Raw genomic sequence first — 25,505 nt, 5'->3', positions numbered from 1 at the left:
CAGCATGGGCGCGTGGAAATCATCGGACGGCGGATCAATCCCGAGTTTCGGCGGCTCGAATGCAACCGTTACGTCGGCGGGAACGACAACCCTTGTGACGGCGGGCGCCAATGTGCGCGGCGTCCTCCTTCGCACGGTTGCCCTGATGTGCGAGGGCGGGGCGTCGACGCGGGCAGAATTGCGGGTCGATGGTGTTGCGGTGTGCGGTGCCGCCGTTGCAGCGGCCGACAACATGCAAGAGCTATTCGTCCCGGCCGGGCTCGCAATCTCGGCCTTCATCGCCAACACGGCCAAGGTCAGCGCGACTTGGGACATTCTTTAGGCGGAACAATGGCAGACAATCGCATAGTGCAGAAATTCCCGACCGGTGAGGTTCGCGTTTTTGAAAGCGACGGCGACGAAGCGCCGGTCTGCGTTGAACACATGCGCGCGCCGGGTGACAAGGTGAAAACGAATTTGAAGGGCAAGCGCATCGAAGAAATGCCCGCGCCATTCGAGCCGAAACCGGAAAATGAGTGACAAGAGCGGAGATATAATTCTCGTGATGGGCGTTTTTGCAATTGCATGGTCATGGCTGCGCTCGCGCCGCGCTGCGCCTGCGCCTGCGCCTGCCGCGCCGAACACTGCTGCGAATGTATACCCGGTCACGCAACCCGGATCGGTGCAAGGCAATCCCCACAAGATTGACCTGGGCGATAGCTCGATGGCGCTTCCGTTCACGGCCGATCTGGTCAATTCGTTTTTCAGCATGGGGCAACCTGCACAGGCGGCGGCCCCGCGCGTCGGTTCATTCGGTTGGTCGAATTTCGATGATTTCGCGCGCTCTGCGACTGAGCTTGATGTTCTGGCGCGAACCCTTTTCGGTGAAGCGGCTGGTGAGTCTCGGCGGGGCATCGAAGCGGTTGCAGCGGTGGTCATGAACCGTGTTGCGGATAGGCGATGGCCTAACACGGCGCGCGCTGTCTGCCTGCAAAATCGTCAGTACTCGCTCTGGAACGTCGAATATCGCGACACCGATGCGAACTCGCTTCGCGCGCTGTCGGTTACCGACACAAATAGCGCATTCAAGGTGTGTCTGGCCGTCGCCCAGGACGCGCTTGCCGAGCGACTTGTGGACCCGACTGGCGGGGCACATCACTACTACAACCCGCGCAAAGCGAGCCCCGCATGGGCTCCGGCCGCAAAGTCGTCACTGACAATCGGCAATCACATTTTTTTGGTAGGGGTTCCCTGATGCCAATTTTTCTTGCTCCCGCGATCCTCGCCGGTGGCGGCGCAATCGCCGGATGGTGGGCCGGGTCGAAAACCACGGCCGCAACAATCGGCACCTATCAGGGTGCGAACGAGGCGACGAAAGAGGGCGTCTCGAATGTGATGGTCGTTGCGGCCGTCATCGGCATTTTTCTGGTTGGCAAGTCGCAGAAGTGGTGGTGAGCCGTGCCTGAATTCGCGGTCTTGTTGCGAGAGGTTCTATCGACGGGCGGCGATGCTGCAACCATCGCACTTGTCATCGCGCTATGGCGTCTCGACCGCCGCGTTTTCGCAATCGAATTGGGCTTTGCGGCGCTGGAAAAACTTGTGGTGCAGCTTCAAACAAAAGGTGGGAAGTGATGGCGGTTAGACGCAAACGGAAGGCGAGCGCGCGCGGCGCGAAAAAGGCAAACGGGACGCTGAAGAAGGGCTTCCGCTATGTGCGCGGCGGCCGGATCGTCAAGGCCAAGGCCGCGACGAAACGGAAACCCGCGAAGCGCCGGCGCCGCCGCAGCTAAGGTGTTGAATTTATTGAAAGGCCGCAACGCGATCGCGATCATGTGCGGCCTTTCTCATTTTTGACAAAAGAACAGCGTCCATATCTCTGGCCGCGCGTCTCCGGCTGCTGGTATCACGATTGCCCAGGGCGCGGCGTCGGTCGCGATCTCGGGCATTGGCATCCAATCGAAGTTCTTGCTGAAGGTGAGCAGGCGGGCCGATGTCCGCACCTCGAAAGGCGTCTCTCCCGCCCACTGGAATTGCACCGAGTCGGCCGGGCTGCCGTCCGGATTGTAGATTGTCGCTGTCAGGTGGTCGGGGTCTGCCGCGTAGTCGAGCGTCATCGTGATGTAGGTCCGGAATCCGCCTTCCGTGTCTTTGACCTCATAGACCGCCCGCTCGATAGAACAGGTCTCAGCGGCGCTGGTTGGGCCGCTGATGAGTACGGCCGCCACGGCGAGGGGGAGGGCAAGCTTTAACAGAGGGCTCATTTGGGCTCCTTCCTGTCGTCCTTGTCGCCGGCGCTTTCCGCCCATGCCTCTTTCATCGAATTCAATGACCATTGCACGGCCGCTGCCACGGCCCCGGCGGCAAGCGCCCAGCCTATGGGTTCAAATTCTTCGCGCGCGGCAAGCCAGCCGCCCAAGAAGATCAGGGCGACATAAACGCCCATGAGAAACGGGTGGTCCTGACGGATTTTCTTGCCGCTGTAGGCTTCGGCAAAGCGATCTAGACGGCTCATGTTGTTCCCCTCGGAATGTCAGCCCATTCTGGCCGGGCGGGCTGAACGGTAGCTGAACAGCTATGGTAAATCACGCCCGGTAGACCATGTTCCGGCGCATCCGGCCGCCAATTCGGGCGACCGACTTTTCGTGCAGGCCGATCCGCTCGCCGATCTGGGCATTGGTGAGCCCTTGGCGCTTTAGGCGCATGATGGCCTCGTTACGCAGGGCGAGGCGTTCGCGGCCCGTCTTCCGCCACTCGACTTCCATGATCTGTATGACGGCCTCGATAGGTGCGCCGGTCTGCCGGGCGATCTCGTGTGCGGCCGTACCGAAGTCCCGGCCGCTCCTGGACGCGGCGACGGCCGCCGCGCGGGCGCGGTGGCGCAGCTCTGTCAGGCGGCGTTGCCGGTCGATATGGTCCCGCAGCTCGGCCGCGTTCCGGCGCAATCGCCGGGCCTCTGCCTCCAGTGCGTCGGCGGCGGCGTCGAGAGATTTTGCGATTTGAGAACTGGAGAGGGTGGATTGTGCGGCTGCGTATTCGCTTATGGCGAACGTCTCCAGTTTTTTTTGGGGTAACGTCACATTTTCCATAGAGTATAGCCGGACACGGTTACTAGGTGCTTGATTTTGCTTTGTCTTGTGTCAAGCTCGTTCGCCGATAATATATATTATGACGAAATATAACGTCATATTTGAGCCAGCGCGTCCCGAAGTCTCACCCGGTAAATACCCGTAATCACGTTCCTTCATAAAGCAAAACGCAAGTTGTTCCGTCACTTACCGCAACGTAATAACAAATATAATGCCGAATAACGCGCCTGCATATTATCGCCTTACATAAGGTCATTTCGTGATTGGGTTGACCTGCTGGTCTGAAGCCTTCAAATACGAACCGCCAGGGTGCTTTGGGGGCACAACGACTGGAGGACTAACGTATGACCCGGTTCACGAAGCTTCTTCTCGCCGGCACTGCCAGTGTCGCTTTGATGGCCTCGCCCGTGCTGGCCGCGGGAGTCGGTGTCGGCGCCGGCGTCGGCGCCGAAATCGGCACCCCCGCGGGTGGTATCTCCGCTGGTGCCAAGGGCGGCGCCTCAGGTTCGGGCGCGGCTGGTCTGCCGAATGCCGCGGACAAGGCGCATGACGTCATGGACACCGGCCGGACAACCGCCTCCGATGCGGTCGGCACGGCCGGTCAGGCCAGCGGCGGCACCACGCTCGGCAGCGACCGTTCCGCCCTTCCGCGCGAACTTGCCGTCGAGCACCTGACCCGCCTTCAGGCCCTCGGCTACAGCGACATCGAGCCCGTCGAGGCCCAGGGTGACGCTGCCGCCGAAGGTCAGGCCAATGTGACCGCCACCAACCCCGACGGCGCGCGCGTCAACCTGCTTGTCGACACGGCCACCGGCATTGTGATCGGCGAAGAGCCGGCTGAATAATCCGCTTCCCGGCGCAAGCCACGAACAGCAAACAACGAACAACGGCGCGGAAGCTTCGGCTTCCGCGCCGTCTGCATTCATGGCGCGGGATTGCGGACGATTTGAATGATGTCTCCGTAATGTCCAACCGGAAGCGTCGAAAACCCAATAGAAACCGGGATCGGTTTGGTACGGCAAAAATAGTAAGCGCTTTTTATCGCTGCATATTCTTGCCCAACATGGGGTCATTTCATGATCGGGTTGATCTCGCCACGCCGAATATTAGATCCCTCTTGTCAGGGCTGCCTGGGGGCGCAACGACTGGAGGTTTGATATGACCCGGTTCAGCAAGACCCTTCTCGCAGGCGCGGCCAGCATTGCGCTGTTGGCGTCTCCCGCCCTCGCCGAGGGCGACGCATTGCAGCCCGGCATGCCGGGCGCGCCGGATGCGGCCGCCACCGAGCCGATGCTCGAGGTCGACCCCATCGCGCAGCTTCAGGCATTGGGCTACAGCGACATCGAGCCCATTGAGGCCGAAGGCGATGCCGAAGTCGAAGGCCAGCAGTCCTTCACCGCCACCAATCTCGATGGCGCGCGCGTCCAGGTGACGCTCGATACCCATACCGGCGCAGTGATCGACGAAGAAGCGGCTTACTAAGCCCAAATCGAGCCTGTCACGACCATTCGGCGCGGGAGTTCAGGCTCCCGCGCCGTTTGCTATTCAGAACTCGAACTCCAGCGCCATGCCGTCATAGGCGGGTTCGACGCCCGCCGGCAGCTCGGCTTTCAGCGTCTGGTAGTCGAGATCGACATGCAGATTGGTCAGCACGCCTTGAGGCACCCCGGCCCGCTTCAGCCATTGAAGCGCCATCTCGACATGCGCATGCGTTGGATGCGGTGCATAGCGCAGCGCATCGACGATCCAGCAGTGAATTCCGTCCAGTAGCGCGAAACTCTCATCCGGAATGCCAACCGCATCGGCCGAATAGGCCAGCGGTCCGAAGCGGAAGCCCAGCGAGCGGATATTGCCGTGATCCTGGTCGAATGGCAGCGCCACAACGGTGCCGCCCGGTCCTTCGATATGCAGCGCCCTTCCCGGCTCCTCGATCAAGTGATGGTTGAGGATCGGCGGGTAACCGGCCCCGGGCTTCTCGCGAAAACAATATCCGAAGCGGTTGAGCAACGTCTCGCTGGTCGGCCCGTCCATCCAGCAATCGACGCGGCGGCGCTGGTTGATCGCCACCATGCGGAGATCGTCGATGCCATGGCTCTGGTCGGCATGGTCATGCGTGAACAGCACGCCATGGATCGGCCCCACCCCGGCATCGATCAACTGTTCGCGCATGTCGGGTGAGGTGTCGACCAGCACCACGGTCTTTTCGGCCGGGTTTCGGTCCCATTGCTCGACCAGCAGCGAGCAGCGCCGCCGCCGGTTCTTCGGCTCCTTCGGGTCGCAGGCGCCCCAATGCCCGCCACCGGGTCCGATGCGCGGCACGCCGCCCGACGAGCCGCTGCCGAGAATGGTCGCCCGGAGCTTCATCCGCGCCGCACCGCGTCGGCCGGCACGCGCGAAAACAGCCGCAGGAAATTCGCGGTCGTCGCCTCGGCCAGCTCGGCCGCCGTTACGCCTTTGACCTCGGCCAGCTTCGCCGCCGTATGCACCACGAAAGCCGGCTCGTTGCGCTTGCCGCGCTTCGGCACCGGCGCGAGATAAGGCGCATCGGTCTCGACCAGCAGCCGCGTCATCGGCACCTTCGCGGCGGTTGCGCGCAGCTCATCCGCGGTCTTGAAAGTCAGGATGCCGGAGAGCGAAATATAAAGGCCCAGTTCGAGAGCCTTTTCAGCCAGTTGCGGCCCCGAGCTGAAGCAATGCAGCAACCCGGGGAAAGCGCCCTTCCCCGTTTCTTCATCCAGAATCTGAATCATGTCCGCGTCGGCGTCGCGCGTATGCACGACAAGCGGCAGTCCGGTCTCGCGCGCCGCCGCAATATGGGCGCGGAAGCTCCGCTGCTGCGCTTCGCGGGGGCTGTGCTCGTAATAATAGTCGAGCCCGGTCTCGCCGATGCCGACCACCTTCGGATGCTTGGCCATCTCGATCAGTGTCGCTGTATCCGTCTCGGGCTCCGAGGCCGCTTCATGCGGGTGAATGCCGACCGTGCAGAAGACATGCGGAAATCGCTCCGCCACCGCCCTCACCCGCTCGAACTCGCTGACTTTGGTCGAAATCGTCATCATCAGCCCCACACCCGCCGCATGGGCGCGCGCGACGACATCCTCGACCTCCGGCCCGAAATCCGGAAAGTCGAGATGGCAATGACTGTCGATCAACACGGGAAAGGTCACGATGCCGCCTCCGGCTCCACATAGCGCGGAAACACGCCCTGGGGCGCCGGCAGCGCCGTCCCGGGCTTCAGCGCGCCCTGCGGCCCCAGCGTGCCGAAGCCGCGCGTCTCGGGCCCCAGCGCCAGCTGGTCGAGGATCTTCGCCGACGCTTCCGGCATCACCGGCTGCACCAGAATGCCGATATGCCGGATTGCCTCGGCCAGCACATAGAGCACGGTCGCCATGCGCGGCGGATCGGTCTTGCGCAAGGTCCAGGGCGCCTGCTCGTCGACATAGCGGTTGGCGTCGCCGCACAACCCCCAGATCGCCTCGAGCCCCTTGTGGAAGGCCTGTGCGTCGAATTCGGCTCGCACCCGGTCAAGAAGCCCATGCGCGGTCGCCAGCAGCGCCTTGTCGGCATCGCTGAAAGCGCCCGGTTCCGGCACCGCCGCTCCGCAATTCTTGGCGATCATGCTGAGCACACGCTGCACCAGATTGCCGAGATCGTTGGCGAGGTCGCCATTGGTCCGGTGCACGATCGAAGTATGAGAGAAGTCGCCGTCATTACCGAATGGCACTTCGCGCAGCAGGAAATAGCGCGACGCATCGCGCCCGTAGGTCGCCACCAGATGATCCGGTGCGATGACGTTGCCGAGCGATTTCGACATTTTCTGCCCTTCGATGGTCCACCAGCCATGCGCGAACACGCGCTTGGGTGTCGGCAGTTCCGCGGCCAGCAGGAAGGCCGGCCAGTAGACCGTATGGAAGCGCAGAATATCCTTGCCGATCACATGCAGGTCGGCGGGCCAGTAGCGCTTGTACTGCTCGTTCTCGGTATCGGGATAGCCGACGGCGGTCATGTAGTTGGTCAACGCGTCGAGCCAGACATACATGATGTGATTTTCGTCGCCCGGCACAGGTATGCCCCAGTCAAAGGTCGTACGGCTGATCGAGAGATCCCGCAGACCCCCTTTGACGAAACTGACGACCTCGTTGCGCCGGCTTGCGGGCGCGATGAAATCGGGATGCGCCGCGTAGAATTCGAGCAGCGGCTCCGCCCATGCCGACAACCGGAAGAAATAGGACGGCTCCTCCACCCATTCGCACTCGGCGCCCGTCGGCGCGATCTTCTTGCCGTTCGGGCCGGCGGTCAGTTCGTCCTCGTCATAGAATGCTTCGTCGCGCACGGCATACCACCCGGCATAGGAACCGAGATAGATATGGCCATTCTCCTCCATACGCTTCCACAGGGCCTGGCACGCGGCGGCATGGCGCGGTTCGGTCGTGCGGATGAAGTCGTCATTGGAAAAATTCAACGTCTCGCAAAGATCGAAGAAATTCTTCGACACGCGGTCGGTGAATTGCTGCGGTGTCACGCCCGCCAGCGCCGCGGCCTTTTCGACCTTCTGTCCATGCTCGTCGGTGCCGGTCAGAAACTTGACGTCGAAGCCGTCGAGCCGCTTGAACCGCGCCAGCACATCGCACGCCAGCGTCGTATAGGCATGCCCGATATGCGGCACGTCATTGACGTAATAGATCGGCGTCGTGATGTAAAAAGCCTTTGGCGCGCTCATTGTGCTCTCGAATCGGTTTGCCGGGCGTTGCTTGCATCTTCCCACCCTCCCCCCATTTTGTCCGCTCTAGCGGACAAACCACCAGAGTTGGGGAGGGTCGAAAAATTCAAGCGAAGCGCGAATTTTTCGGGGCAGGGGCGCTGAGTTGCCGTCGTCTCTCAAGCACCCGCCCGCTCGCTGGCGGTCGCTTCGAGCATCGAAAAGACGTTCAGGACCACGAGCTTCCGGTCCGTGTTCAGCGCCTCGCCCCGGGCAATGGAATGGCCGATCTTTTCCCATACCTCGACCCAGCGATCAAGGCTGGCCCCGCCGCGCGCCGGGTCCGAAAGCCGCGCCATCGCCGCCCCCTCGCCCGCCGCGATATCGGGCCCGGGATCGAGCCCGGCGCCGCTGCGGATCAGCCGCTGCAGCCACAGCGTCAGCAACTCGGCAAGCGTCTCATAGGCGTCGTCCGCGCCGCGCCGCGCCGCCTTGTCGGCCAGCGCATGAACGGCGGCAATGTCGAGCCGCGGCAGCGACGCAAGCAGGCCGGCGAGTTCCTTGTAGAGCGCCAGTCCGCCGCCCGACGCGATCGCCAGCGCCCTGCCCGCGCTGCCATCGGCAAGCTGTGCGATCGTTTCGGCTTCGCCTGCCTTGAGCTTCAATTCTTCGGCCGTCATCGTCGCGACGATCTCGGCCACGCCGAGCGGCTTCATCGCCAGCGCCCGGCAGCGCGAGCGGATGGTCGGCAACAGCCGTCCCGGCTGATGCGACAGCACCAGGAACAGCCCCTGCGGCGGCGGCTCTTCGAGCGCCTTAAGCAGCGCATTGGCGGCATTCGGATTCATGTCGTCGGCCGCATCGAGAATGACGATCCGCCAGCCGCCGGCGCCGCCCGCCGTCATGCCGAAAAAATGACCGATGCGCCGCACCTCGTCGACCGGCAGCACGGTCTTGAATTTCTTGGTCTTGTCGTCCCATGGCCGCCGCACGGTCAGAAGATTCGGATGGCTCCCCGCCGCCACCTGATGTGCAGCCGCACTTGCCGCCGGTACTGCGAGATCGCGCGCACCCGCCGCCCGCGCCGCCTCCGGCGTCCCGTAATGCAGAATGAACCGCGCGAAGCGATAGGCCAGCGTCGCCTTGCCGATGCCCTTCGGTCCGGTCATCAGCCATGCATGATGCATCCGCCCGCCCATAAAGGCTTCGAAAAGCGCCCGCTCGGCCTCCTGATGCCCATGAAGCCCCGCCACTTCGCGCGGATGCGCGAAATCGTCCAGCCGGTCGCTCTCGGGAATGTCCTTCTCAGCCATGCCCTTGTGTTAGCACGGGCAGGCAGCGGGCGTCATGTCCTGGCTTGGTGGATGGCGGCTGCGGCCCTTACGGCGCTTCGGTCGGCCGGCTGCGGCTCGATGCGACCTGGTCGGTCGGCCGCGTGCCGCGCGAGGCCAGCACGTTGATCTGTTCGTTGAGATCGTCCGCCAGCGGATCGACGCGCTCATTGTTGATCGCCACCTCGTAATAGAGATGGTTGCCGGTCGCGAGCCCCGTCATGCCGACATAGCCGATCACATCGCCCTTCTTGACGCCCGCTCCCGCGCTGACACCGGGCGCGAAGCCCGAGAGATGCGCATAGAAGGTTTCGACATTCTCGGCGTGGCGGATGGTCACCAGCTTGCCGTAATTGCCGCGCCAGCCGGCCATGCCGACAATGCCGTCTTCCGCCGCGTAGACGGGCGTACCCTTCGGCGCCGACCAGTCGACGCCGCGATGCAGCCGCTTGTCCTTCAGAACGGGATGGATGCGCCATCCATAGCCGGAGGTCATGCGCGCCTTCGAGGTGTCGATCGGATCGCCGAGATGGAGCCCGCGATCGGGCAAGGTCGGCTCGACTTGCTCCGGCCGGTCGAGCGGCCGGATCGCATTGGCGGCCACCGGATCGAGCACGGTGACGAGATTGCCGCTGCGGGCGTCGGCGGAGGACGAAGGAAGGAAGAACAGGAAGGCCGAGAGGAGGATCAGGGTCGCCGAAAAAATAGGTCGGGCGACCTCATTTTGCTGTCGTCGTGTCACCGGCGATCCTCTTCTCGTGGCCGGCGCGGTCGCCGGGAATCCATCCATCTGAAAAATGCTGCATGTCCTATAGGCGAAGCCGGGGATAAGGGCAAACCGGATTAACCCCGTTTGCCAATTATGACAGTTCAGTGACAGTTTCGTGACAGAGGGGGGGTAAGGCGTTGTTCGACTGTCTGCCAGATCGCTGTCGCGACCGCTGCCGGGTCGCCGCTGGCGTCGATGACGGCGCAGCGTTCCGGCTCGTTTTTGGCAATGTTTAGAAAGGCTTGGCGCAGGTTCTCGTGGAACGCACGGTCCATGCGCTCATAGCGGTCCTCGGCCGAATTGTCCTGTCCCTGCCGCGACTTGGCGCGTGCAAGGCCCTGTTCGACCGGCAGATCGAGGATCAGCGTCAGCGCCGGCATGTCGGCACCGACAACCATCTCCTTGAGTTCATTGATGAATTCGAGGCCGACCCCCTGCCCCTGATAGGCCAGCGTCGAGTCGACGAAGCGGTCCGAAATCACCCATTCGCCGCGTGCCAGTGCCGGTCTGATAGTCCGCTCGAGATGGTCGGCACGGGCCGCAAAGTGAAGCAAAGCCTCGGTTTTTGCGCTCCAGCGCGTCGTTTCGCCAGTCACCAGCAACTGCCGTATCGCCTCCGCACCCGCCGCGCCGCCGGGCTCGCGCGTCACGCAGACGGTCTCGCCGCGCGCCCGCAGCTTCTCCGCAAGTAGTTGAATCTGCGTCGATTTTCCGGCGCCCTCGCCGCCTTCCAGCGTGATGAATCGGGCCTGCGCCAAGGTCAGCTTCCAAACAGCATCTGCATCAACGACGTGCCGGCGCGGCCAAAAAGTCCTTGTCTTTCAACGCTTCCGCCCGCCACCAGCGGATATTCTCGCAGCGGCGCCCCCGCCGTTTCAACCTTCAGCACACCGACTTTTTGTCCGGCCGCAACCGGCGCCACAAGCGGCGTTTCATATGCCACCGATACTTTCATGTCGCGGCGCTGATCGACCGACAGGATGACATTGATGTCGGACGTGCTGACCAGCGGCACCTCTGCATAGGTGCCCTGCCACACCGGCGCATTGTCGATGGCCGTTCCGGCCGCAAAAAGCTTGTAGTTCTTGAACGACCGGAAGCCCCAGTCGAGGATGCGCACCGTTTCGTCGGCCCGCGCCCTTTCGCTCGGCAAACCATTCAGCACAAGGATCAGCCGCCGGTCGCCGCGCACCGCCGACGCGGTAAGGCCATAGCCCGCGGCTTCAGTGTGGCCGGTCTTCAGTCCGTCCACGGATGGATCGAGATAAAGCCCGGGATTGCGGTTGCCCTGCCGGATGCCGTTCCATGTGAAGTCACGTTCCTTGAAGATCGGATAGTATTCGGGGAATTCCATGATGAGATGGCGCGCCAGCAAGGCCAGATCGCGCGGCGTCATTACATGTTCTTCATGCGGCCAGCCGGTGGCATTCTTGAACACCGAATTCTTGAGGCCGATTTCCTTGCCTCGTTCGGTCATGCGGATGGCAAAGGCCTCCTCAGACCCGCTCAGTGCTTCCGCTACGGCGATGCAGGCGTCGTTGCCGGACTGGATGATGATGCTCTTGAGCAATGCCTCGACGGGCACTGACGAATTAAGGTCGGCGAACATGGTTGACGAGCCCGACGCGGCCCCGCCGGTGCGCCAGGCATATTCGCTGATGATGAACTCGTCCTCGAGCTTGACGCTGCCGTCGCGCAGCGCGCCGAACAGCACATCCAGCGTCATCAGCTTGCTCATGCTGGCCGGATACATTGTCTGGTCTTCGTTCTTGCCCCAGAGCACGGCCCCGGTCTCATAATCCATCAGGAGCGCAAATTCCGCCGATGTGTCGAAGGCAAGCGCCGTCCGCGGCACGGCAAATGCAGCCCCGATCAGGGCGGCACAGAAGATCAGGAAAGAAGCGGCGCTTTTCATGGTGTTTGCGTGTCCTTCTCGGCGACAGGGCGGTCTGCTCGCCGGCAATTGTACGGCCTAGTCGATGACGATACGCGCGCCGTTATGTCCGCGCTGCAAGACGGACTGCAGCGAACTGTCGGCCGCCGGAACGTCGGAGAGCGGCCCCAGGCGCACACGATAGAACTGTGTGCCGTCGACCATCGTCGTCTGAATTTCGACCTGCCCGAGCCCTGTCAAATGCTGACGTACGGCTTCGGCGTTTTGCAGGTTCTGAAACGAGCCGGCCTGCACGTAGATATTGCCGGCCCCGGAGACGGGCACCTGCCGCGTCAGGCTTGCGTCATCGCGAACAGGCTGCATGGCCGCATCGGACGGTGCGGTCGGCGCCGATGCGGGCATTATGTTCTGCGGCGGCGCGCTTGCCGCACCGACAGGCGCAGCCAGCTGAGAGGTCGAGACGGCAGCCACCGACATCAACGGCGCGGCATTCGCGCGGCGTTCGTCCGGTGGCGTCTCGACCTTCGGCGCGATAAAGGTTTCGGCAACGGCGCGTCCGTCACCGATGCCGCCATCGAGCGGAGCCCGGCCAATAAACTGCACCCGCACCTTTGCCGTGCCTTTCGTCATGAAGCCGAGCTCCTCGGCAGCGCGCTTCGACATATCGATCTCGCGCCCGGCGGCGAATGGCCCCCGGTCGTTGACGCGCACAATCACCGAGCGGCCGTTTTCGAGATTGGTAACCCGCGCGATCGTCGGCATGGGCAGCGTCGGATGTGCGGCGGTCATCGCATTCTGGTCGAAAATCTCGCCATTGGCCGTCTGCTTGCCGTGAAATTGCGGCCCGTACCAGGAGGCGATGCCGGTCGAATCATATTTCTCATCTTCGCGCGGATAATACCAGATGCCGCCAATCTGATAGGGATTGCCGACCTTGTAGTATCCGCCGCCGGTTTTCATCGGCCCCGACGTCGACGGCTTGCTGGCGGTGCCGCAGCCTGCCAGCATCAAGGCAAGCGCCAGCGGCGCCAGCAGAGCACGCGCTGAGCCGCGGACCTTTTCAGAAGTTTGAATAGTCATCGGAGACCTCTCTCCGAGGAGGCGGTCGTACATCGTCTGCGACGACTCATCCCTCGAATCTATACAGTTTTCTTATATTGAGCCGGACATTCGGCGGCAAGCAAGACCGGGTCGGCAGCCGGAATTTGCTACGGGCTCCATATGGTTACATCATGTCCGTAAAGACATTCCGTCTGTTGGAACAAAAAAGTGAACGACCTTTCCGGCGGCCCCGCCCGTCCTTCCCTGACCGCTGGCCTCGTCGGCCTGATCCGGCGAAAACCGATGACGTCGGCCGATTTCGAGGCTGCGGCGCTCTTTACGCTCGATGCCGTCGCCAACAGCCTGGCCGGGCGCAATTCGGAGCCCGGGCGCGTGTTGATGAACTGGTGGCATGCGCGCGGTGGCTCCAACACGGCGCCTGAACCGGCGCGCCTGGCATTCCTGATGGCGGCGCTCTGCCATATTCTGGAAACTGACGATCTGCATCGCGAGTCGGTGGTGCATCCCGGCTGTGTCGTCGTTCCGGCCGCCTGGGCGCTCGCGACGGCGCGAGGCGCGAGCGGACGGGCGTTTCTTCAGGCGGTTCTGCAAGGCTTCGAGGCGACGACGCGGGTCGGCATGGCTGTCGGGCCGGCGCATTATCGCATCTGGCACAACACGGCGACCTGCGGGCCCTTCGGCTCGGCGATGGCGGGCGCGTCGCTCCTCGGCTTGTCGGACGAGGCCGCGGTTCACGCGCTGGGAAATGCAGGCAGTCAGTCCGCCGGCCTCTGGCAATTTCTCGAAACCGGCGCGATGACCAAACATCTCCATGCCGGCCATGCCGCAGAAGCAGGTGTCAACGCTGCGGAACTCGCAGCCTTCGGCTTCACGGGTCCGCCCCAAATTCTGGAAGGTGAGAAGGGGTTTTTTCGGGCAGCTTGCCCCGACGCGGATCCGGATGCGGTTCTGCGTGCCCCAGGCGCGCCGTGGCAACTTGTTCGCACCTCGATCAAGCCATGGCCTTCATGCCGTCACACCCATCCGACCATCGATGCGGCCGTCGAGCTGCGATTGCAGCTGACGGCCGAGGGACTCGACACGAATGCGATAGAAGCGATCGACATTTCGACCTATGGGGCGGCAATCGATGTCTGCGATCGGCCCGTTGTGCAAAGCGACTATGAGGCAAAGTTCTCGTTGCAGCACGCGGCCGCCGCCGCCCTGCTGTTCCCGGTGGTCGATTTTGAAGCCTTCGGTGCCGCGGCCCGACAACGCTGTGCACCGCTTGCGGCGCGAGCCCGGATCGAAGCCGCCAATCCATGGGCGTCCGCCTATCCGCAGAACTGGGGCGGTCGTGTCCGTCTGCGCATGGCCGACGGGCGTGAACTTGTGGCCGAACGCACCGACGCCAAGGGCGACCCCGAAGCGCCGCTCAGCCCCAATGAAATGGTGGAGAAAGCCGGAATGCTTCTCCGTCACGGCGGGCTCGCGAACCCGACGCCGTTCATCGACGCCGTACTCGGCCTTGCCGAAAGCGCAACCCTGCCCGATCTTTCGCTGGTCTGAAATCAGCCGGCGGCGTTGTCGACCATTGGCTTGATGAAGCTCAGATAGGCCTGCCCGAAAAAGCCGATCAGAAAAGGCATCCAGATCCAGGCTGTCCGCCAACGCAGCTTGCGCTTCTCTTTTTCGGACGTCGGGGCTGTTCCCAGCGGTGCGGGCGGCGCGACATTTGTCTTGGGCGCTGCCTCCGCCGCGGCCTCCGCGAGAGCCAGTTCACGGGACTCCCGCCGCTCCCCGAGAAACTGCCGGAACATAAAAATGCCAAGCACCATGATGATGCCCAGCGGAATCCATGGCGACGTTAAATCAACCGGCACAACAACACTCCCCCCGAAAGCCACGCACGCGGCATTCTTGCCCGCTTTTGTCCCATTTTGGCAAGCATTGCCGGGACTTGCAAAAGGGAATTGACGTTAACCATAAAGGAACGGGATCGATGGCCTGGCCGACAAGGCAAAAACGCTCAGTTCGACATCTGCTGGGCGAAGAAGCAATGCTGCCGATTTTCCGGTTGAGTTGCGTCGTCGCTACCGGTAACTCGAGAGCCCGGATGGGTGGCCGAGTGGTTTAAGGCACCGGTCTTGAAAACCGGCGTGGGTGCAAGCTCACCGTGGGTTCGAATCCCACCCCATCCGCCACTAAAGTGCGGCAGCGTCTCTCGGCACTTTCCACAGCCGTCCACTGCGCGACGCTGATCTCAAGCCGCCGTTCCTGCCGCCTTTGCGCTCGTTTTGGCCCTCGCGACTCTCGGCGTAGATTGCTTGCGGCGCGGGCCCGTTGCCGCCTTCGCCTTCGGTTTTGCGTTGATTGTTTCGACGCCGCTCGCCTCTGCTTCGGCGAGCATCGCCTCTTTCATCTCGTCGAAGGATTCCTGAATGCAGGCGGCGTAGAAATCGGGGTCCGGCATCATCTCGCGGCAGGACGTGAACGACACGGTGATCTGGCCGCAATAGCTGAACACCGGATGGATAATGCCCATGCCGTCGAGAATCGGTGCCAGCCCGTAATGCGTAACCATGCGCGAGCCCGTCATGTAGAGCGGAATTTGTGGTCCCGGCACATTGGTGATGACGGTGTTGAAGAAAGGTCGGATGCGGTTGGCGATACCGAGATTGGAGTAGAGCCGCGCTGCGAGCCCCGACAGCGTCGACGGAATGAATTGCGAATAATCCGAAAGCGTCTTGGCGCCGATGGCGTTGGTCAGTTCCTTCGAACTCTTGGTCGCCTGGAAAACCGCCCGCAGCCGCTCGGCCGGATCGGCAATATCGGTTCGGATCGAAAGCATCATACCGCTGACGAGATTACCGGCGGCCTTCTTCTTGTCGTCGGAACGAACGGAAATCGGCGCCATGGCGATCAGCGACTCTTTCGGCAGTTCGTCCTTCGCTTCGAGATATTTGCGCATCGCGCCGCCGACAACCGCCACGATCACGTCGTTGACGGTCGCACCCTCGACGGCGCTCTTCATTGCCCGAATATCGCTGAGCGAAAAGGAGCGGCCATCGAAAACGCGATGCGGAGAAATGCTGGTGTTGAAACGGGTGCGCGGCACCGGCCCCGCCGTCTTGAGCTTGCCCGCCGTAAGGCCGATACCGACTTTCGCGAGAGCCGGCACCGACGACGCCACGACGCCCGCAAGCTTGAAGGGCTGGCGCAGATTGTTGATATAGGTGCGTGACAGCAGCTCGAGCACATTGGGATCGCGTTCCGGCACCCAGGGTTTTTCGGGCGGTGCCGGCCGGGCGTCCGGCGCGATGTCGTGAATGGCGGCAACGATTTCGGCGCCGGACACACCGTCGATTGCGGCGTGGTGAATCTTGGACATGATGCCGAAGCTACCCGGCGGCAGCCCTTCCACCTGGTCGAGCCCCTCGATCACGGTGAATTCCCAGAGCGGCCGCGAAACGTCGAGCGGGCGCGCGTGAAGACGTGCGACCTGGATGCAGAGCTGGCGCCAGTTGCCGGGTTTGGGCAGTGCAATGTGCCGAACATGGAATTCGATATCGAAATTCGGATCTTCGATCCAGTAAGGGTGATCGAGGTTCATCGGCACATGAACGATGCGCTGTCGGAAGGAGCGCGCAAGATGCAGCCGCGTCTCGTAGTTCTCGAGGATACGCTTGAATCCCAGAACGCCGCCCTCGACCGTCGACTGATCGTAGATCGTCAACCCGCCGATATGCATCGGTGCGTTCGCCGTTTCGAAATAGAGAAACGACGCATCCATCGGACTGAGCTGGTCCATATTTTCCTCCCCCCATGAAGCGCGCCGGCTTGGTGCCGGCTGGCCCTTGTAGTGGGCTTGCGCTCTTTCAATTCATACCGAACGCGTTGTTTCCCCTCCCCCGAGCGGAAACATCGGAACGTGTCAGGCCGCCGGATAACCGAGCCGGAACGGACCCCGCCGTGCGAACGGTTGGAAGGTACCTTCCTTCTGTGCCAACCGGTCGGCAACAGCCCAAAGGACAGCCGGGTTGACGCCGAGACCGCAATGACTGCCGAGAACCTCGATATTCTCGGCTTGCGGGCCTTCTCGCAGCACGCAGGTGCGCCAGTTCACGATGCCATCGGTCTTTGTGTAGATCGCGGTTGTCGGCACTGCGAGATCGCTCTGTATGCGAACCAGATCAGCTTCGGCAATGTCGTCGACCGCCTCGCCACCGAGCTTTTCGTAGAGCTTGCCGGCATGCGTCGCCCGTAAATCGTTGGCGAAGGGACTGCCCAGAGAAATGACCGAGCGGATCGCCTCGGGCATGGTCAACGCCACATCGCGGGCATAGATGCCGCCGAGACTCCAGCCGATCAGGCTGACCTTGCGGCCGGTCTTTTCGTGCAGCGCCTCGACTTCCTCATAGAGCTGATGACGCCGCGCCATCATGCTGCCGATATTGCGGCCAAGCCCCCAGCCTTGCGTCTCATAGCCGAGCCGGTCGAGATAGCTGCGCAGCAGTTTGGTGGAGCCGTCGGAGGCGAGAAAGCCCGGCATTACAAGCACCGGATGTCCGTCGCCGCGCGGAGCCCGCATCAACAAAGGCAGCGACGCGAGACCCATGCCGAGTTCGATGAGCGCACGGGGTTCCGCAAGCGTCAGGAGCCGCGAAGGGGGCTGAAGCCGTTGCTTCATGTTTCGACCAATGTCGGCTGCGCTGACGTCTGCGATTGCAGCCATGCCGCAATTCCTTCCGGGAGCTGATCTGCTCCGTTGTGTCCGAGTTTGTGAGCCTGAAACTGTCCCGCTCTCGTTCACAAGAATCCGGCGGGTGATGTCTTTGAAATGAGGCTACGCGCCATTAGAGCGCCGTTCAAGCCGGACGGGAGCGATCCGCCAACCGCCAAAAACCATCAGTTTGGCGGGATTAATGGGTGGGCTCACCGGCCGATCTTGAACGTGGCGCTGCCCTTGGCGACCAGTTCTCCCGCCGCGTCGCGCAGTTCGGCTTCGGCGAAGGCGATCGACTTGCCGCGATGGCGCACCCATCCTTCGCCTGTCAGCGTTCCCTTGTCGGCGCGGCCGACAAAGCTGGTCTTGAGTTCGAGCGTGACCTGAGGTGTCCCCGGTTCTTCGTGCGTAAGGCGAACAGCATGGCCGCACAATCCGTCGAGCATCGCCGAAAGGAAGCCGCCGAAAATGCGGCCGCCGCGATTGACGAAGCCGTCGCCGGCGACGAAGGAAGCGCGGATATAGCCGCGCTCCCGGTCCGTCTCCAGAACCTTCTTGCCGAGGGTAACGGCCGCCGGCGATTCCCAATCGTCATCCAGCGGCGGCATGTCTGTCTTGCTGTGGCTCAAATGTGTTTACTCCCGGCGGCGCGTGCCGGGTCATACTGCCTCAGGACGTCGATCCTGGAAATGGCGGCGAGAAGCTGCGCTTGAACTCTTCCTTGCACGCGACATGTGCTTCCGACAGCAAGGCATGGCCCTTCGCGGTGCAGGCCTTGTCGGCGCGGTACTCGGCGACACCCTTGTTGGTGCAGGCCCGAAGATCCGGTTCCCAAAGGAAAATGCAGACCATCGGAATGAAGCGTTCCTTGCATTCCAGTTCGGAGATCAAGTGCTTTTCCTCCGCCGTGCGGCGGCCCCACCAGGCGGCGGTCGCTTGCGGCTTCCCGTCCGGTGAATCGATGCAATCCGGTACCGGCTGCGCATGTGCACGCTCGGGCGCGACGAACATGCTCACGGTCATTGCGACGCCGAGAGCCAAGCAAAGCTGTACAAGATACTTCACGGCTGTTCCTCCCAAGATACCCCCCAACTAGTAATTGGTTTTTACTAGCTTGGCAGATTCCGCAGCGGCTGCAAGTTGATTTCCGGTAATGGAACCGGCACCTCAATCGAAGGACCGGTTCCACCGCCGAACGGGACTTGCTCAGGCGCTTGCGGCAGCCGAGGGCCGCGCCTTCATGCGCTCGAACCAGGCGCTGATATTCTTGAACTCCGGATCAATCGGCTGACCGACCGACGCGCCAAAGTCGAGAAAGCCAAACAACAGAATGTCAGCCATCGTCAGGCGCTTGCCGGCAAGGAACTCGCGACCGCTCATCAGCTTGTCGAGCCATGCCAGCTTGTCCTGGGCAATGGCCTTCAGGCCGGCCGCCGCCTCGGGCAGGCAGCGCATCCGGTTCTGGAAGAGAGGCAGGCCCTCTGCAAAGCGGAAACCGTTGGCCATCGGTTCGCAGATATTGAGGTCGACGCGGCGCGTCCACATCCGCGTCTCGGCGCGCTCCTCGGGTGTGGAGCCGATCAGGGAGTTGCCGGGAAACTTCTCGTCCAGATATTCGCAAATGGCCGTGATCTCGGCGAGCACAGTCCCGTCGTCGAGTTCAAGCGCCGGCGACTGCCCGGAAGGGTTCTTCGCCAGATATGGCTCCTTGCGGTTCTCGCCGGCCATCAGGTCGACTTCGACGAACGGCAGTTTGATCCCCTTCTCCTGCATGAACATTTTGACCACGCGCGGATTTGGCCCGATCGAATTGTAGAATTTCATAGGTAGCTCCCTGTGGTTCCGGTCGTTGAAATGCCGGTATGGCCCCATGAATAACCGAATGATGCCGACCACGCCACTAGTCAGGCTTTTCGGCTTGGCGCGCGGGCGTGGGGCGATTATGTAGGGCGTCCGGCGTGCCTTCCGCGCGTTGGGTGCGGGAGGCCAACCATGAGCGCGAAAAGCGCCGAACCGACAGGCCCGGCCCAGGGCCTTTTTTATGGCTGGTACGTCGTCATCGCCGTTCTGGTCATCATGACCACGACGGCGGGGCTCGGCTTCTACAACCTGTCGGTCTATCTCAAGGCCTTCGTGCTGCAGGGTGGTTTCTCGGTTTCGGCAACGTCTGCCGCCACCGCGTGCTTTTTTCTCGCGTCCGGTCTCGCCGGCCTCGGCGTCGCTGCATTGATCGAGCGCCACGATCCGCGCTGGGTGATCACAGGCGGCGCGCTGATCGCCGCCCTTGCCATCTTCGGCGCAGGCTACGTCACGGAACTCTGGCAACTCTACGCCTTCTACATTTTGTTCGGCGTCGGCTATGCGGGCGCGGCGTTGATCCCCGGCACGACGCTGGTCGCGCGCTGGTTTGCGCGGCAACGCTCGGTCGCGTTGTCCTATGCCTCCACTGGCCTCTCGCTCGGCGGCATCGTTTTGACGCCGGTATCGGCTCTGCTGATCGAACGCATCGGGCTCGGCGGCGCGGCGCCGTGGCTGGCGCTGATGTTCATTCTCGGTGTTGTGCCCGTTGCCTGGTTGCTGATCCGCCCGTCGCCGCAATCGATGGGGCTCGGCCCGGACGGCGATCCGATCATGCGGGACGCGAGTGGCGTGCCCCTGCCCGCCGATGGCATTTCATTCGAGAATGCCGTCCGCAGCCGCTTTTTCATCTTCCTGACGACAGGTTATGTTTTCGCGATGATGGCGCAGGTCGGCGTGATCGCGCACCAGTACAGTCTTGTCTTTTCGCGCACCGACAACAGCAACACCGCGCGCCTTGCCGTGGCGACGATGGCAGCCGCCAGCATCATCGGCCGTCTGATCGGCGGACAGGCGCTCAGATGGATTCCGTCACGCGGCTTCGTTTTTGGCCTGACGATTGTCCAGGGTGCCGCCCTCTCCTTTTATGCCTTTGCGGAAACAACACCGGCACTGATCGCAACGACTATCGTTTTCGGCCTGACCGTCGGCAATTTGCTGATGATGCAACCCCTTATGGTCGCAGAGGCTTTTGGCCTCAAGGCCTATGGTCGCATTTATTCGGTGACGCAACTCTGCATGACCGCCGGTGTGGCGACGGGGCCAGCGGCCATTGGCTTTCTCTATGAAGGACTCGGCGGCTACGAAGTGGCATTTCTGGTGATGGCGTCGGCGTCGCTACTCGCCTTTCTGCTGATCCTTGCTGCGGGCCCGGTCCGCGCCCTCATCGATGGAAAATCTCATGCGTGATCTCGGCCCCGATGTCGTTCTCGACAATCCGGCATTCATCCACGAAACAGCGCTGATCTACGGCAAGATATTCATCGGCGAAGGCGCGTCGCTCTGGCCATATGTCGTCATTCGCAGCGAGATGCACGAAGTCAGGATCGGCCGGCGAACCAACATCCAGGATTTCGTGATGATCCATGTCGGCAACGAGACGCCGACGATCATTGGCGATAACTGCTCGATCACGCATCACTGCACGATCCACGGTGCCGAGATTGGAGACAATTGCCTGATCGGGATCAACGCCACGATCATGGACGGTGCAAGGATTGGTCGGAACTCGATTGTTGCCGGCCATTCGATTGTGACCGAGGGAACCGTTATCCCGGAGAATTCTATTGTGGCCGGGTCACCGGCCAAGGTCATCCGGAGCCGGGACAGCGGTGCGGCCAACATCATGAATGCCCGCTTCTACTACGAGAACGCCAGGGCATATGCGGAGGGCGATCATCGGGTGACGGAACGGGAAACTTTTCGCCAGGCGATGGCGGAAGAGATGCGCGCGCTGGCAACCAAATAAGATTCCGCTTGGGGGAACTGACCGGAAGCTCTATTTAGGTCAGATCACGCCATTCGTCTATCGACCTTGCCGGAGTTCGACAACATGAATGCTGGCCCCGCGCCAGAAACGCCGCGCGCCCCGCCGCGCGCCGGCCTCTTTTACGGCTGGTATATCGTCGGTGCGGTTTTTGTCGTGCACACCGTGTCGTGCGGACTGATCTTCTACAATCTGTCGATTTTTCTGGAAGCTTTTGTCTCCGGCGGCGGATTCTCGGTCTCGGCGACATCGAACGCCACAGCGGTTTTCTTCATTTCATCAGGTATCGCAGGGCTCGGCGTTGGCTGGCTGCTGGATCGCTACGATCCGCGCTGGGTCATCGCCGGTGGCGCGCTCCTGTCGGCGCTGGTACTGGCCGGCGCCGGCCATGTGACGGAGCTCTGGCAACTCTACGGTTTCTATATTCTGTTCGGCATCGGCAACGCCGCCGTCGCCGTCATTCCCGGCATGACGATTGTCGCGCGCTGGTTCACGCGCCAGCGTTCGAAGGCGATTGCCTATGCCTCGACGGGTCTGTCGATGGGCGGCATCATCTTCACGCCGATCTCGGCGGGCCTTGTCGGTACGCTCGGGCTCGGCGAGGCAGCTTATTGGCTGGCTTTGATGATGATACTTGGCGTCATCCCGGTAACGCTGGCGGTGCTGCGGCGCAGCCCCGAAGCGATCGGCCTCTCGCCCGACGGCGATCCGCCCCGGCGCGCCGCCGATGGCAGCTTGCTGCCGCCCGACGGCATCGGCTTTGCCGAGGCGGTTCGGAGCCGTTTCTTCATTCTCTGCACGGCCGCCTTCGTTTTCGCCATGATGGCGCAGGTCGGCAGCCTCGCGCATCAGTTCCGTCTCGTGCTGACGCGCACCGGCGACACCTCGACGGCCGCCCTCGCCGTCTCGGTCATGGCTGCCGCCAGCATTGCCGGACGCCTTGTTGGCGGTTGGCTGCTGGCGCGGGTTTCTTCGCGCCGCTATCTCTTTGGAATATTTGTGCTGCAGGGCTTTTCTTTCGCCGCCTTTGCCTTTGCCGAGGGCGCGGTGGCACTGCTCATCGCCTCTGTCATGTTCGGCGCAACGGTCGGCAACATGCAGATGATGCAACCGCTGATCATGGCCGAAGCCTTCGGCATCAAGGCCTATGCGCGTATTCTCTCCGTCTCGCAGATGATCACGACCTGCGCCAATGCGGCGGGCCCGGCTTTGCTGGGATTTCTCTATGTCGCGGCGGGCGGTTACGAGACCGCCTATCTAGCGATCACGCTGTCGCCGCTGTTCGGTTTTGCCTGCCTTTTGGCCGCTGGACCGGTACGGGCTTTGATCGAGGCTGAGAAGAAGGCTGTACTATCTTGAAAGCATTAATGGATTCGCCCTGCACGTACAGTTAGGCTGATGTGCCACCCCCCTTCTGTCACGGAACTGTCATGAAACTGTCATCAAACTTCTACAAGCCCCTCGCCATCGGCGCTCCGGCCCCTTATCGGGAGCTGCCGGTGGCGCTCGAGCGCATGATCCATTTCTTTCCGGGGCACAACGAAAAGCTCCGTGCACGGATAGGCGAGATCATCCCGCAGGTCGACGTGCTGCTCGGCAATCTGGAGGATGCGATTCCGGCGGACGCCAAGGAAGCGGCACGCAGGGGGGTCATCGAGGTCGGCAAAGCCCATGATTTCGGTGCGACGGGTTTCTGGACCCGCATCAATCCGCTGAACAGCCCCTGGATGCTCGACGACATAACGGAACTTGTCGGCGAGATCGGCGACAAGCTCGATGTGATCATGCTACCCAAGGTCGAAGGCCCCTGGGATATCCACTATCTCGATCAGTTGCTGGCCCAGCTTGAGGCGAAGCACGGATTGAAGAAGCCGCTCCTCATCCATGCCATTCTGGAAACGGCGCAAGGCGTCAAGAACGTTGAGGAAATTGCCTGCGCCAGCCCTCGCATGCATGGCATGAGCCTTGGCCCGGCCGACCTCGCCGCCTCGCGACGGATGAAAACGACGCGTGTTGGCGGTGGACATCCGTTCTACCGGGTGCTCGAGGACCCGAAGGAAGACGGCAGCCCGCGCATCGCCGCCCAGCAGGACCTCTGGCACTACACTTTTGCCAAGATGGTCGATGCCTGCGTCTCGAACGACATCCGGCCCTTCTACGGCCCCTTCGGCGACATCCAGGACGCGGACGCCTGCGAGCAGCAGTTCCGCAACGCCTTCCTGATGGGCTGCGTGGGTGCCTGGTCGCTGCACCCGAACCAGATCGCCATCGCCAAGCGCGTCTTCAGCCCCGACCCGGCCGAAGTGATTTTCGCCAAGCGGATTCTCGAATCGATGCCCGACGGCACCGGGGTCGCCATGATCGACGGCAAGATGCAGGATGACGCGACCTGGAAACAGGCCAGGGTCATCGTCGATCTGGCAAAGAAGGTCGGGGCCCGAGACCCCGACCTTGCCAAGGCATACGGTCTGTGAGAGCCCTCAGGAAAGTACCGCCAGCGCCTCCGGCTTGAACGGCAGCAGCTGATCGAAGGCACCCTGGTGGATCTTGTGGGTCCATGCCGGATCGACCAGCAACGCCCGCCCGACCGCCACCAGATCGAACTCGCCCCGCTCCAGCCGCTCCAGCAGATCGTCGATGCCGGTGGCCTCGGACGCTTCGCCGGCAAAGGAAGCGATGAATTCGCCCGACAGGCTGACGCTGCCGACCGTGATCGAGGGCTTGCCGGTGAGCTTCTTGGTCCAGCCGGCGAGGTTGAGGTCGGAACCTTCGAACTCCGGCTCCCAGAAACGACGCTGTGAGCAGTGGAAGGCATCGACGCCGGCATCCGAAAGCGGTTTGAGGAAAGCGCCGAGCTCATCCGGCGTCTGTGCGAGCTTCGCCGTGTAGTCCTGCTGTTTCCACTGCGAAAAGCGCAGGATCAGCGGGAAGTCCTTGCCCGCCTCGCGCCGGATCGCTTCGATGATCTCAACCGCAAAGCGTGTGCGGCCAACGAGATCGCCGCCATATTCATCCTCACGCTGGTTGGTACCCTCCCAGAAGAACTGGTCGATGAGGTAGCCATGGGCACCGTGAACCTCGACCCCGTCGAAGCCAATCGCGCGGGCATCGGCCGCGGCGCGGGCGAAGGCGTCGATGGTTGCCTTGATTTCAGCCTTGGTCATGGGCTGCGAAAGCTGCTTGCCCGGTTTGGTCAGACCCGAGGGGCCGTGGCTCGGCAGGTCCGTATTGGTTGCCTTGGCCGGATTGCGCATCATGCCGACATGCCAGAGCTGCGGCATGATCTTGCCGCCCGCGCCATGCACTTCATCCACGACGCGTTTCCAGCCCTTCAGAGCCTCCTCGCCCCAGAATTGCGGGACCTTCGGATCGCCGGTTGCGACCGGCATATTGACGGTCGTGCCCTCAGTGATGATAAGGCCGCATTCGGCTTCCGCACGGCGGCGGTAATAGGCGGCGACGTCCGGGCCGGGAATGGCTCCAGGCGACTGGGAACGGGTCATGGGGGCCATGACGACCCGGTTGGGCAGTGTCAGCCCGTTTAACGTGAAGGGCTCGAACAGCGGTGCGACGGAACGGCTCATACAAAGCTCCTGAATGCGGGGAATGGCGTTGTCCGCCATATTGAGAATTTGTCGGCGAATGGCAATCCCTGCCTGTGAAATCAAGATCGCCAGATCACAGGGTTTCCGTCGCGCCGTTTCACCTGTTAGAATTGTGCAATATCCTGGGGAGTACGACGACGTTATGGAAGTTAACCGACAGGCGAAATTCCGCATTGGCCAGGTTGTTCGCCACAGGTTCTATCCCTTTCGCGGGGTGATCTTCGACGTCGATCCGACCTTCAACAACACCGAGGAATGGTGGCACTCGATCCCGGAAGAGGTGCGGCCGCGCAAGGACCAGCCCTACTACCACCTGCTGGCCGAGAACGCGGACACTGAGTACGTCGCCTATGTGTCGGAGCAGAACCTGCTTCCGGATGACTCCGGCGAACCGGTGCGACATTCGCAGGTTCATGAGCTCTTCGGCACCTTGCAGGGCAGTATCTACGCGATCCGTGCAAAGTCCGCACATTAGTATCTGCCATCTGCTAGTCAGATGTGCGAAAGCCGCCCGCCGGGCGGCGTCTTGGT

Annotated in this window: 32 protein-coding genes and 1 tRNA gene; 15 read left to right on the top strand and 18 right to left on the bottom strand. The window is 62.3% G+C overall.

All coding sequences use genetic code 11. From position 1 onward, the window contains the following. The first annotated feature begins 4 nt into the window (after positions 1-4). Genes Q7V31_RS16005 through Q7V31_RS15980 form a run of 6 tightly spaced genes read left to right on the top strand, consistent with a single transcriptional unit; the run spans position 5 to position 1,769 of the window. On the top strand, positions 5-322 hold the full coding sequence (locus Q7V31_RS16005) for a hypothetical protein (protein WP_304735733.1): 318 nt from the start codon (positions 5-7) through the stop codon (positions 320-322). An 8-nt stretch (positions 323-330) separates the two neighbouring features. Further along, positions 331-519 carry a hypothetical protein gene (locus Q7V31_RS16000; RefSeq protein ID WP_304735732.1) on the top strand — a complete coding sequence of 63 codons (189 nt, stop codon included), beginning with the start codon at positions 331-333 and terminating at the stop codon, positions 517-519. Then, positions 512-1,234: a cell wall hydrolase gene (locus Q7V31_RS15995; protein WP_304735729.1), complete on the top strand. Its 723-nt coding sequence runs from the start codon at positions 512-514 to the stop codon at positions 1,232-1,234. The genes Q7V31_RS16000 and Q7V31_RS15995 overlap by 8 nt, the downstream gene beginning before the upstream one ends. Then, positions 1,234-1,434, top strand: coding sequence for a hypothetical protein (locus Q7V31_RS15990; RefSeq protein WP_304735727.1), 201 nt, complete (start codon positions 1,234-1,236; stop codon positions 1,432-1,434). The genes Q7V31_RS15995 and Q7V31_RS15990 overlap by 1 nt, the downstream gene beginning before the upstream one ends. A gap of 3 nt (positions 1,435-1,437) precedes the next feature. Next, a complete protein-coding gene (locus tag Q7V31_RS15985; protein WP_304735726.1) occupies positions 1,438-1,611 on the top strand; it encodes a hypothetical protein in 174 nt (57 codons plus the stop codon). Further along, entirely contained in the window at positions 1,611-1,769 is a 159-nt protein-coding gene (locus tag Q7V31_RS15980; RefSeq protein WP_304735725.1) for a hypothetical protein, read from the top strand. The genes Q7V31_RS15985 and Q7V31_RS15980 overlap by 1 nt, the downstream gene beginning before the upstream one ends. Positions 1,770-1,823: 54 nt before the next feature. On the opposite strand, the gene Q7V31_RS15975 is transcribed toward Q7V31_RS15980, so the two are convergent. From Q7V31_RS15975 to Q7V31_RS15965, 3 genes are all read right to left on the bottom strand, one after another. Further along, positions 1,824-2,240 carry a hypothetical protein gene (locus Q7V31_RS15975; RefSeq protein WP_304735723.1) on the bottom strand — a complete coding sequence of 139 codons (417 nt, stop codon included), beginning with the start codon at positions 2,238-2,240 and terminating at the stop codon, positions 1,824-1,826. Continuing rightward, on the bottom strand, positions 2,237-2,491 hold the full coding sequence (locus tag Q7V31_RS15970; RefSeq protein WP_304735721.1) for a hypothetical protein: 255 nt from the start codon (positions 2,489-2,491) through the stop codon (positions 2,237-2,239). The genes Q7V31_RS15975 and Q7V31_RS15970 overlap by 4 nt, the downstream gene beginning before the upstream one ends. A gap of 70 nt (positions 2,492-2,561) precedes the next feature. Further along, the gene (locus tag Q7V31_RS15965) at positions 2,562-3,065 is read right to left on the bottom strand and encodes a hypothetical protein (protein ID WP_304735719.1); all 504 of its coding nucleotides are present in this window, start codon (positions 3,063-3,065) and stop codon (positions 2,562-2,564) included. 344 nt (positions 3,066-3,409) lie between these two features. Here Q7V31_RS15965 and Q7V31_RS15960 point away from each other — a divergent pair, with 344 nt between their 5' ends. Beyond that, positions 3,410-3,910 (top strand): hypothetical protein, encoded by a 501-nt coding sequence (locus Q7V31_RS15960; RefSeq protein WP_304735718.1) that lies wholly within the window; start codon positions 3,410-3,412, stop codon positions 3,908-3,910. 313 nt (positions 3,911-4,223) lie between these two features. Next, positions 4,224-4,547, top strand: a complete 324-nt coding sequence (locus Q7V31_RS15955; RefSeq protein WP_304735716.1) for a hypothetical protein — start codon at positions 4,224-4,226, stop codon at positions 4,545-4,547. Between the two features lie 63 nt (positions 4,548-4,610). On the opposite strand, the gene Q7V31_RS15950 is transcribed toward Q7V31_RS15955, so the two are convergent. From Q7V31_RS15950 to Q7V31_RS15915, 8 genes are all read right to left on the bottom strand, one after another. Beyond that, a complete protein-coding gene (locus Q7V31_RS15950; protein ID WP_304735715.1) occupies positions 4,611-5,429 on the bottom strand; it encodes an MBL fold metallo-hydrolase in 819 nt (272 codons plus the stop codon). After that, on the bottom strand, positions 5,426-6,220 hold the full coding sequence (locus Q7V31_RS15945; RefSeq protein ID WP_304736035.1) for a TatD family hydrolase: 795 nt from the start codon (positions 6,218-6,220) through the stop codon (positions 5,426-5,428). Before Q7V31_RS15945 ends, Q7V31_RS15950 begins: the two co-directional genes overlap by 4 nt. A gap of 8 nt (positions 6,221-6,228) precedes the next feature. Beyond that, positions 6,229-7,785 (bottom strand): methionine--tRNA ligase, encoded by a 1,557-nt coding sequence (metG, locus tag Q7V31_RS15940; RefSeq protein WP_304735712.1) that lies wholly within the window; start codon positions 7,783-7,785, stop codon positions 6,229-6,231. A gap of 158 nt (positions 7,786-7,943) precedes the next feature. Further along, a complete protein-coding gene (locus tag Q7V31_RS15935; RefSeq protein ID WP_304735710.1) occupies positions 7,944-9,077 on the bottom strand; it encodes a DNA polymerase III subunit delta' in 1,134 nt (377 codons plus the stop codon). 67 nt (positions 9,078-9,144) lie between these two features. After that, a complete protein-coding gene (locus Q7V31_RS15930) occupies positions 9,145-9,837 on the bottom strand; it encodes a M23 family metallopeptidase (protein WP_304735709.1) in 693 nt (230 codons plus the stop codon). A 128-nt stretch (positions 9,838-9,965) separates the two neighbouring features. Beyond that, positions 9,966-10,622 carry a dTMP kinase gene (tmk, locus tag Q7V31_RS15925; RefSeq protein WP_304735708.1) on the bottom strand — a complete coding sequence of 219 codons (657 nt, stop codon included), beginning with the start codon at positions 10,620-10,622 and terminating at the stop codon, positions 9,966-9,968. Between the two features lie 2 nt (positions 10,623-10,624). Then, positions 10,625-11,779 (bottom strand): D-alanyl-D-alanine carboxypeptidase family protein, encoded by a 1,155-nt coding sequence (locus tag Q7V31_RS15920; RefSeq protein ID WP_304735707.1) that lies wholly within the window; start codon positions 11,777-11,779, stop codon positions 10,625-10,627. A 57-nt stretch (positions 11,780-11,836) separates the two neighbouring features. Beyond that, positions 11,837-12,838, bottom strand: coding sequence for a septal ring lytic transglycosylase RlpA family protein (locus Q7V31_RS15915; protein WP_304735705.1), 1,002 nt, complete (start codon positions 12,836-12,838; stop codon positions 11,837-11,839). A gap of 189 nt (positions 12,839-13,027) precedes the next feature. On the opposite strand from Q7V31_RS15915, the gene Q7V31_RS15910 reads away from it, so the two are divergent. Beyond that, positions 13,028-14,368 (top strand): MmgE/PrpD family protein, encoded by a 1,341-nt coding sequence (locus Q7V31_RS15910; RefSeq protein WP_304735704.1) that lies wholly within the window; start codon positions 13,028-13,030, stop codon positions 14,366-14,368. 2 nt (positions 14,369-14,370) lie between these two features. On the opposite strand, the gene Q7V31_RS15905 is transcribed toward Q7V31_RS15910, so the two are convergent. Next, a complete protein-coding gene (locus tag Q7V31_RS15905) occupies positions 14,371-14,682 on the bottom strand; it encodes a hypothetical protein (RefSeq protein ID WP_304735702.1) in 312 nt (103 codons plus the stop codon). A gap of 231 nt (positions 14,683-14,913) precedes the next feature. Here Q7V31_RS15905 and Q7V31_RS15900 point away from each other — a divergent pair. Further along, positions 14,914-15,003: transfer RNA gene (locus Q7V31_RS15900), tRNA-Ser, on the top strand. Between the two features lie 59 nt (positions 15,004-15,062). On the opposite strand, the gene Q7V31_RS15895 is transcribed toward Q7V31_RS15900, so the two are convergent. The 5 genes from Q7V31_RS15895 to Q7V31_RS15875 all read right to left on the bottom strand — a co-directional run bounded on the left by Q7V31_RS15895 (position 15,063) and on the right by Q7V31_RS15875 (position 19,349). Next, entirely contained in the window at positions 15,063-16,610 is a 1,548-nt protein-coding gene (locus tag Q7V31_RS15895) for a wax ester/triacylglycerol synthase family O-acyltransferase (RefSeq protein WP_304735700.1), read from the bottom strand. A gap of 123 nt (positions 16,611-16,733) precedes the next feature. Further along, entirely contained in the window at positions 16,734-17,534 is an 801-nt protein-coding gene (locus Q7V31_RS15890; protein ID WP_304735698.1) for a triacylglycerol lipase, read from the bottom strand. Between the two features lie 200 nt (positions 17,535-17,734). Beyond that, entirely contained in the window at positions 17,735-18,154 is a 420-nt protein-coding gene (locus tag Q7V31_RS15885) for a PaaI family thioesterase (RefSeq protein ID WP_304735697.1), read from the bottom strand. A gap of 40 nt (positions 18,155-18,194) precedes the next feature. Beyond that, entirely contained in the window at positions 18,195-18,590 is a 396-nt protein-coding gene (locus tag Q7V31_RS15880) for a hypothetical protein (RefSeq protein ID WP_304735694.1), read from the bottom strand. A 141-nt stretch (positions 18,591-18,731) separates the two neighbouring features. Further along, positions 18,732-19,349 (bottom strand): glutathione S-transferase family protein, encoded by a 618-nt coding sequence (locus Q7V31_RS15875; protein WP_304735693.1) that lies wholly within the window; start codon positions 19,347-19,349, stop codon positions 18,732-18,734. A gap of 168 nt (positions 19,350-19,517) precedes the next feature. Between Q7V31_RS15875 and Q7V31_RS15870 the strand changes: the two genes are divergently transcribed. The 4 genes from Q7V31_RS15870 to Q7V31_RS15855 all read left to right on the top strand — a co-directional run bounded on the left by Q7V31_RS15870 (position 19,518) and on the right by Q7V31_RS15855 (position 23,843). Then, positions 19,518-20,792: an MFS transporter gene (locus tag Q7V31_RS15870; RefSeq protein ID WP_304735691.1), complete on the top strand. Its 1,275-nt coding sequence runs from the start codon at positions 19,518-19,520 to the stop codon at positions 20,790-20,792. Next, positions 20,785-21,351, top strand: coding sequence for a gamma carbonic anhydrase family protein (locus Q7V31_RS15865; protein WP_304735690.1), 567 nt, complete (start codon positions 20,785-20,787; stop codon positions 21,349-21,351). Before Q7V31_RS15870 ends, Q7V31_RS15865 begins: the two co-directional genes overlap by 8 nt. A gap of 84 nt (positions 21,352-21,435) precedes the next feature. Continuing rightward, entirely contained in the window at positions 21,436-22,728 is a 1,293-nt protein-coding gene (locus Q7V31_RS15860; RefSeq protein ID WP_304735688.1) for an MFS transporter, read from the top strand. 71 nt (positions 22,729-22,799) lie between these two features. Continuing rightward, entirely contained in the window at positions 22,800-23,843 is a 1,044-nt protein-coding gene (locus tag Q7V31_RS15855) for a CoA ester lyase (RefSeq protein WP_304735687.1), read from the top strand. A 6-nt stretch (positions 23,844-23,849) separates the two neighbouring features. Here Q7V31_RS15855 and Q7V31_RS15850 read toward each other — a convergent pair whose 3' ends face one another. Beyond that, on the bottom strand, positions 23,850-24,953 hold the full coding sequence (locus Q7V31_RS15850) for an NADH:flavin oxidoreductase (RefSeq protein ID WP_304735685.1): 1,104 nt from the start codon (positions 24,951-24,953) through the stop codon (positions 23,850-23,852). 163 nt (positions 24,954-25,116) lie between these two features. On the opposite strand from Q7V31_RS15850, the gene hspQ reads away from it, so the two are divergent. Then, positions 25,117-25,449: a heat shock protein HspQ gene (gene hspQ, locus Q7V31_RS15845; RefSeq protein WP_304735683.1), complete on the top strand. Its 333-nt coding sequence runs from the start codon at positions 25,117-25,119 to the stop codon at positions 25,447-25,449. The last annotated feature ends 56 nt before the right edge of the window (positions 25,450-25,505 follow it).

It is taken from the genome of Parvibaculum sp., assembly GCF_030651915.1.
Classification (GTDB): Bacteria; Pseudomonadota; Alphaproteobacteria; order Parvibaculales; family Parvibaculaceae; genus Parvibaculum.
This window is presented reverse-complemented; position numbering and strand designations above follow the sequence as displayed.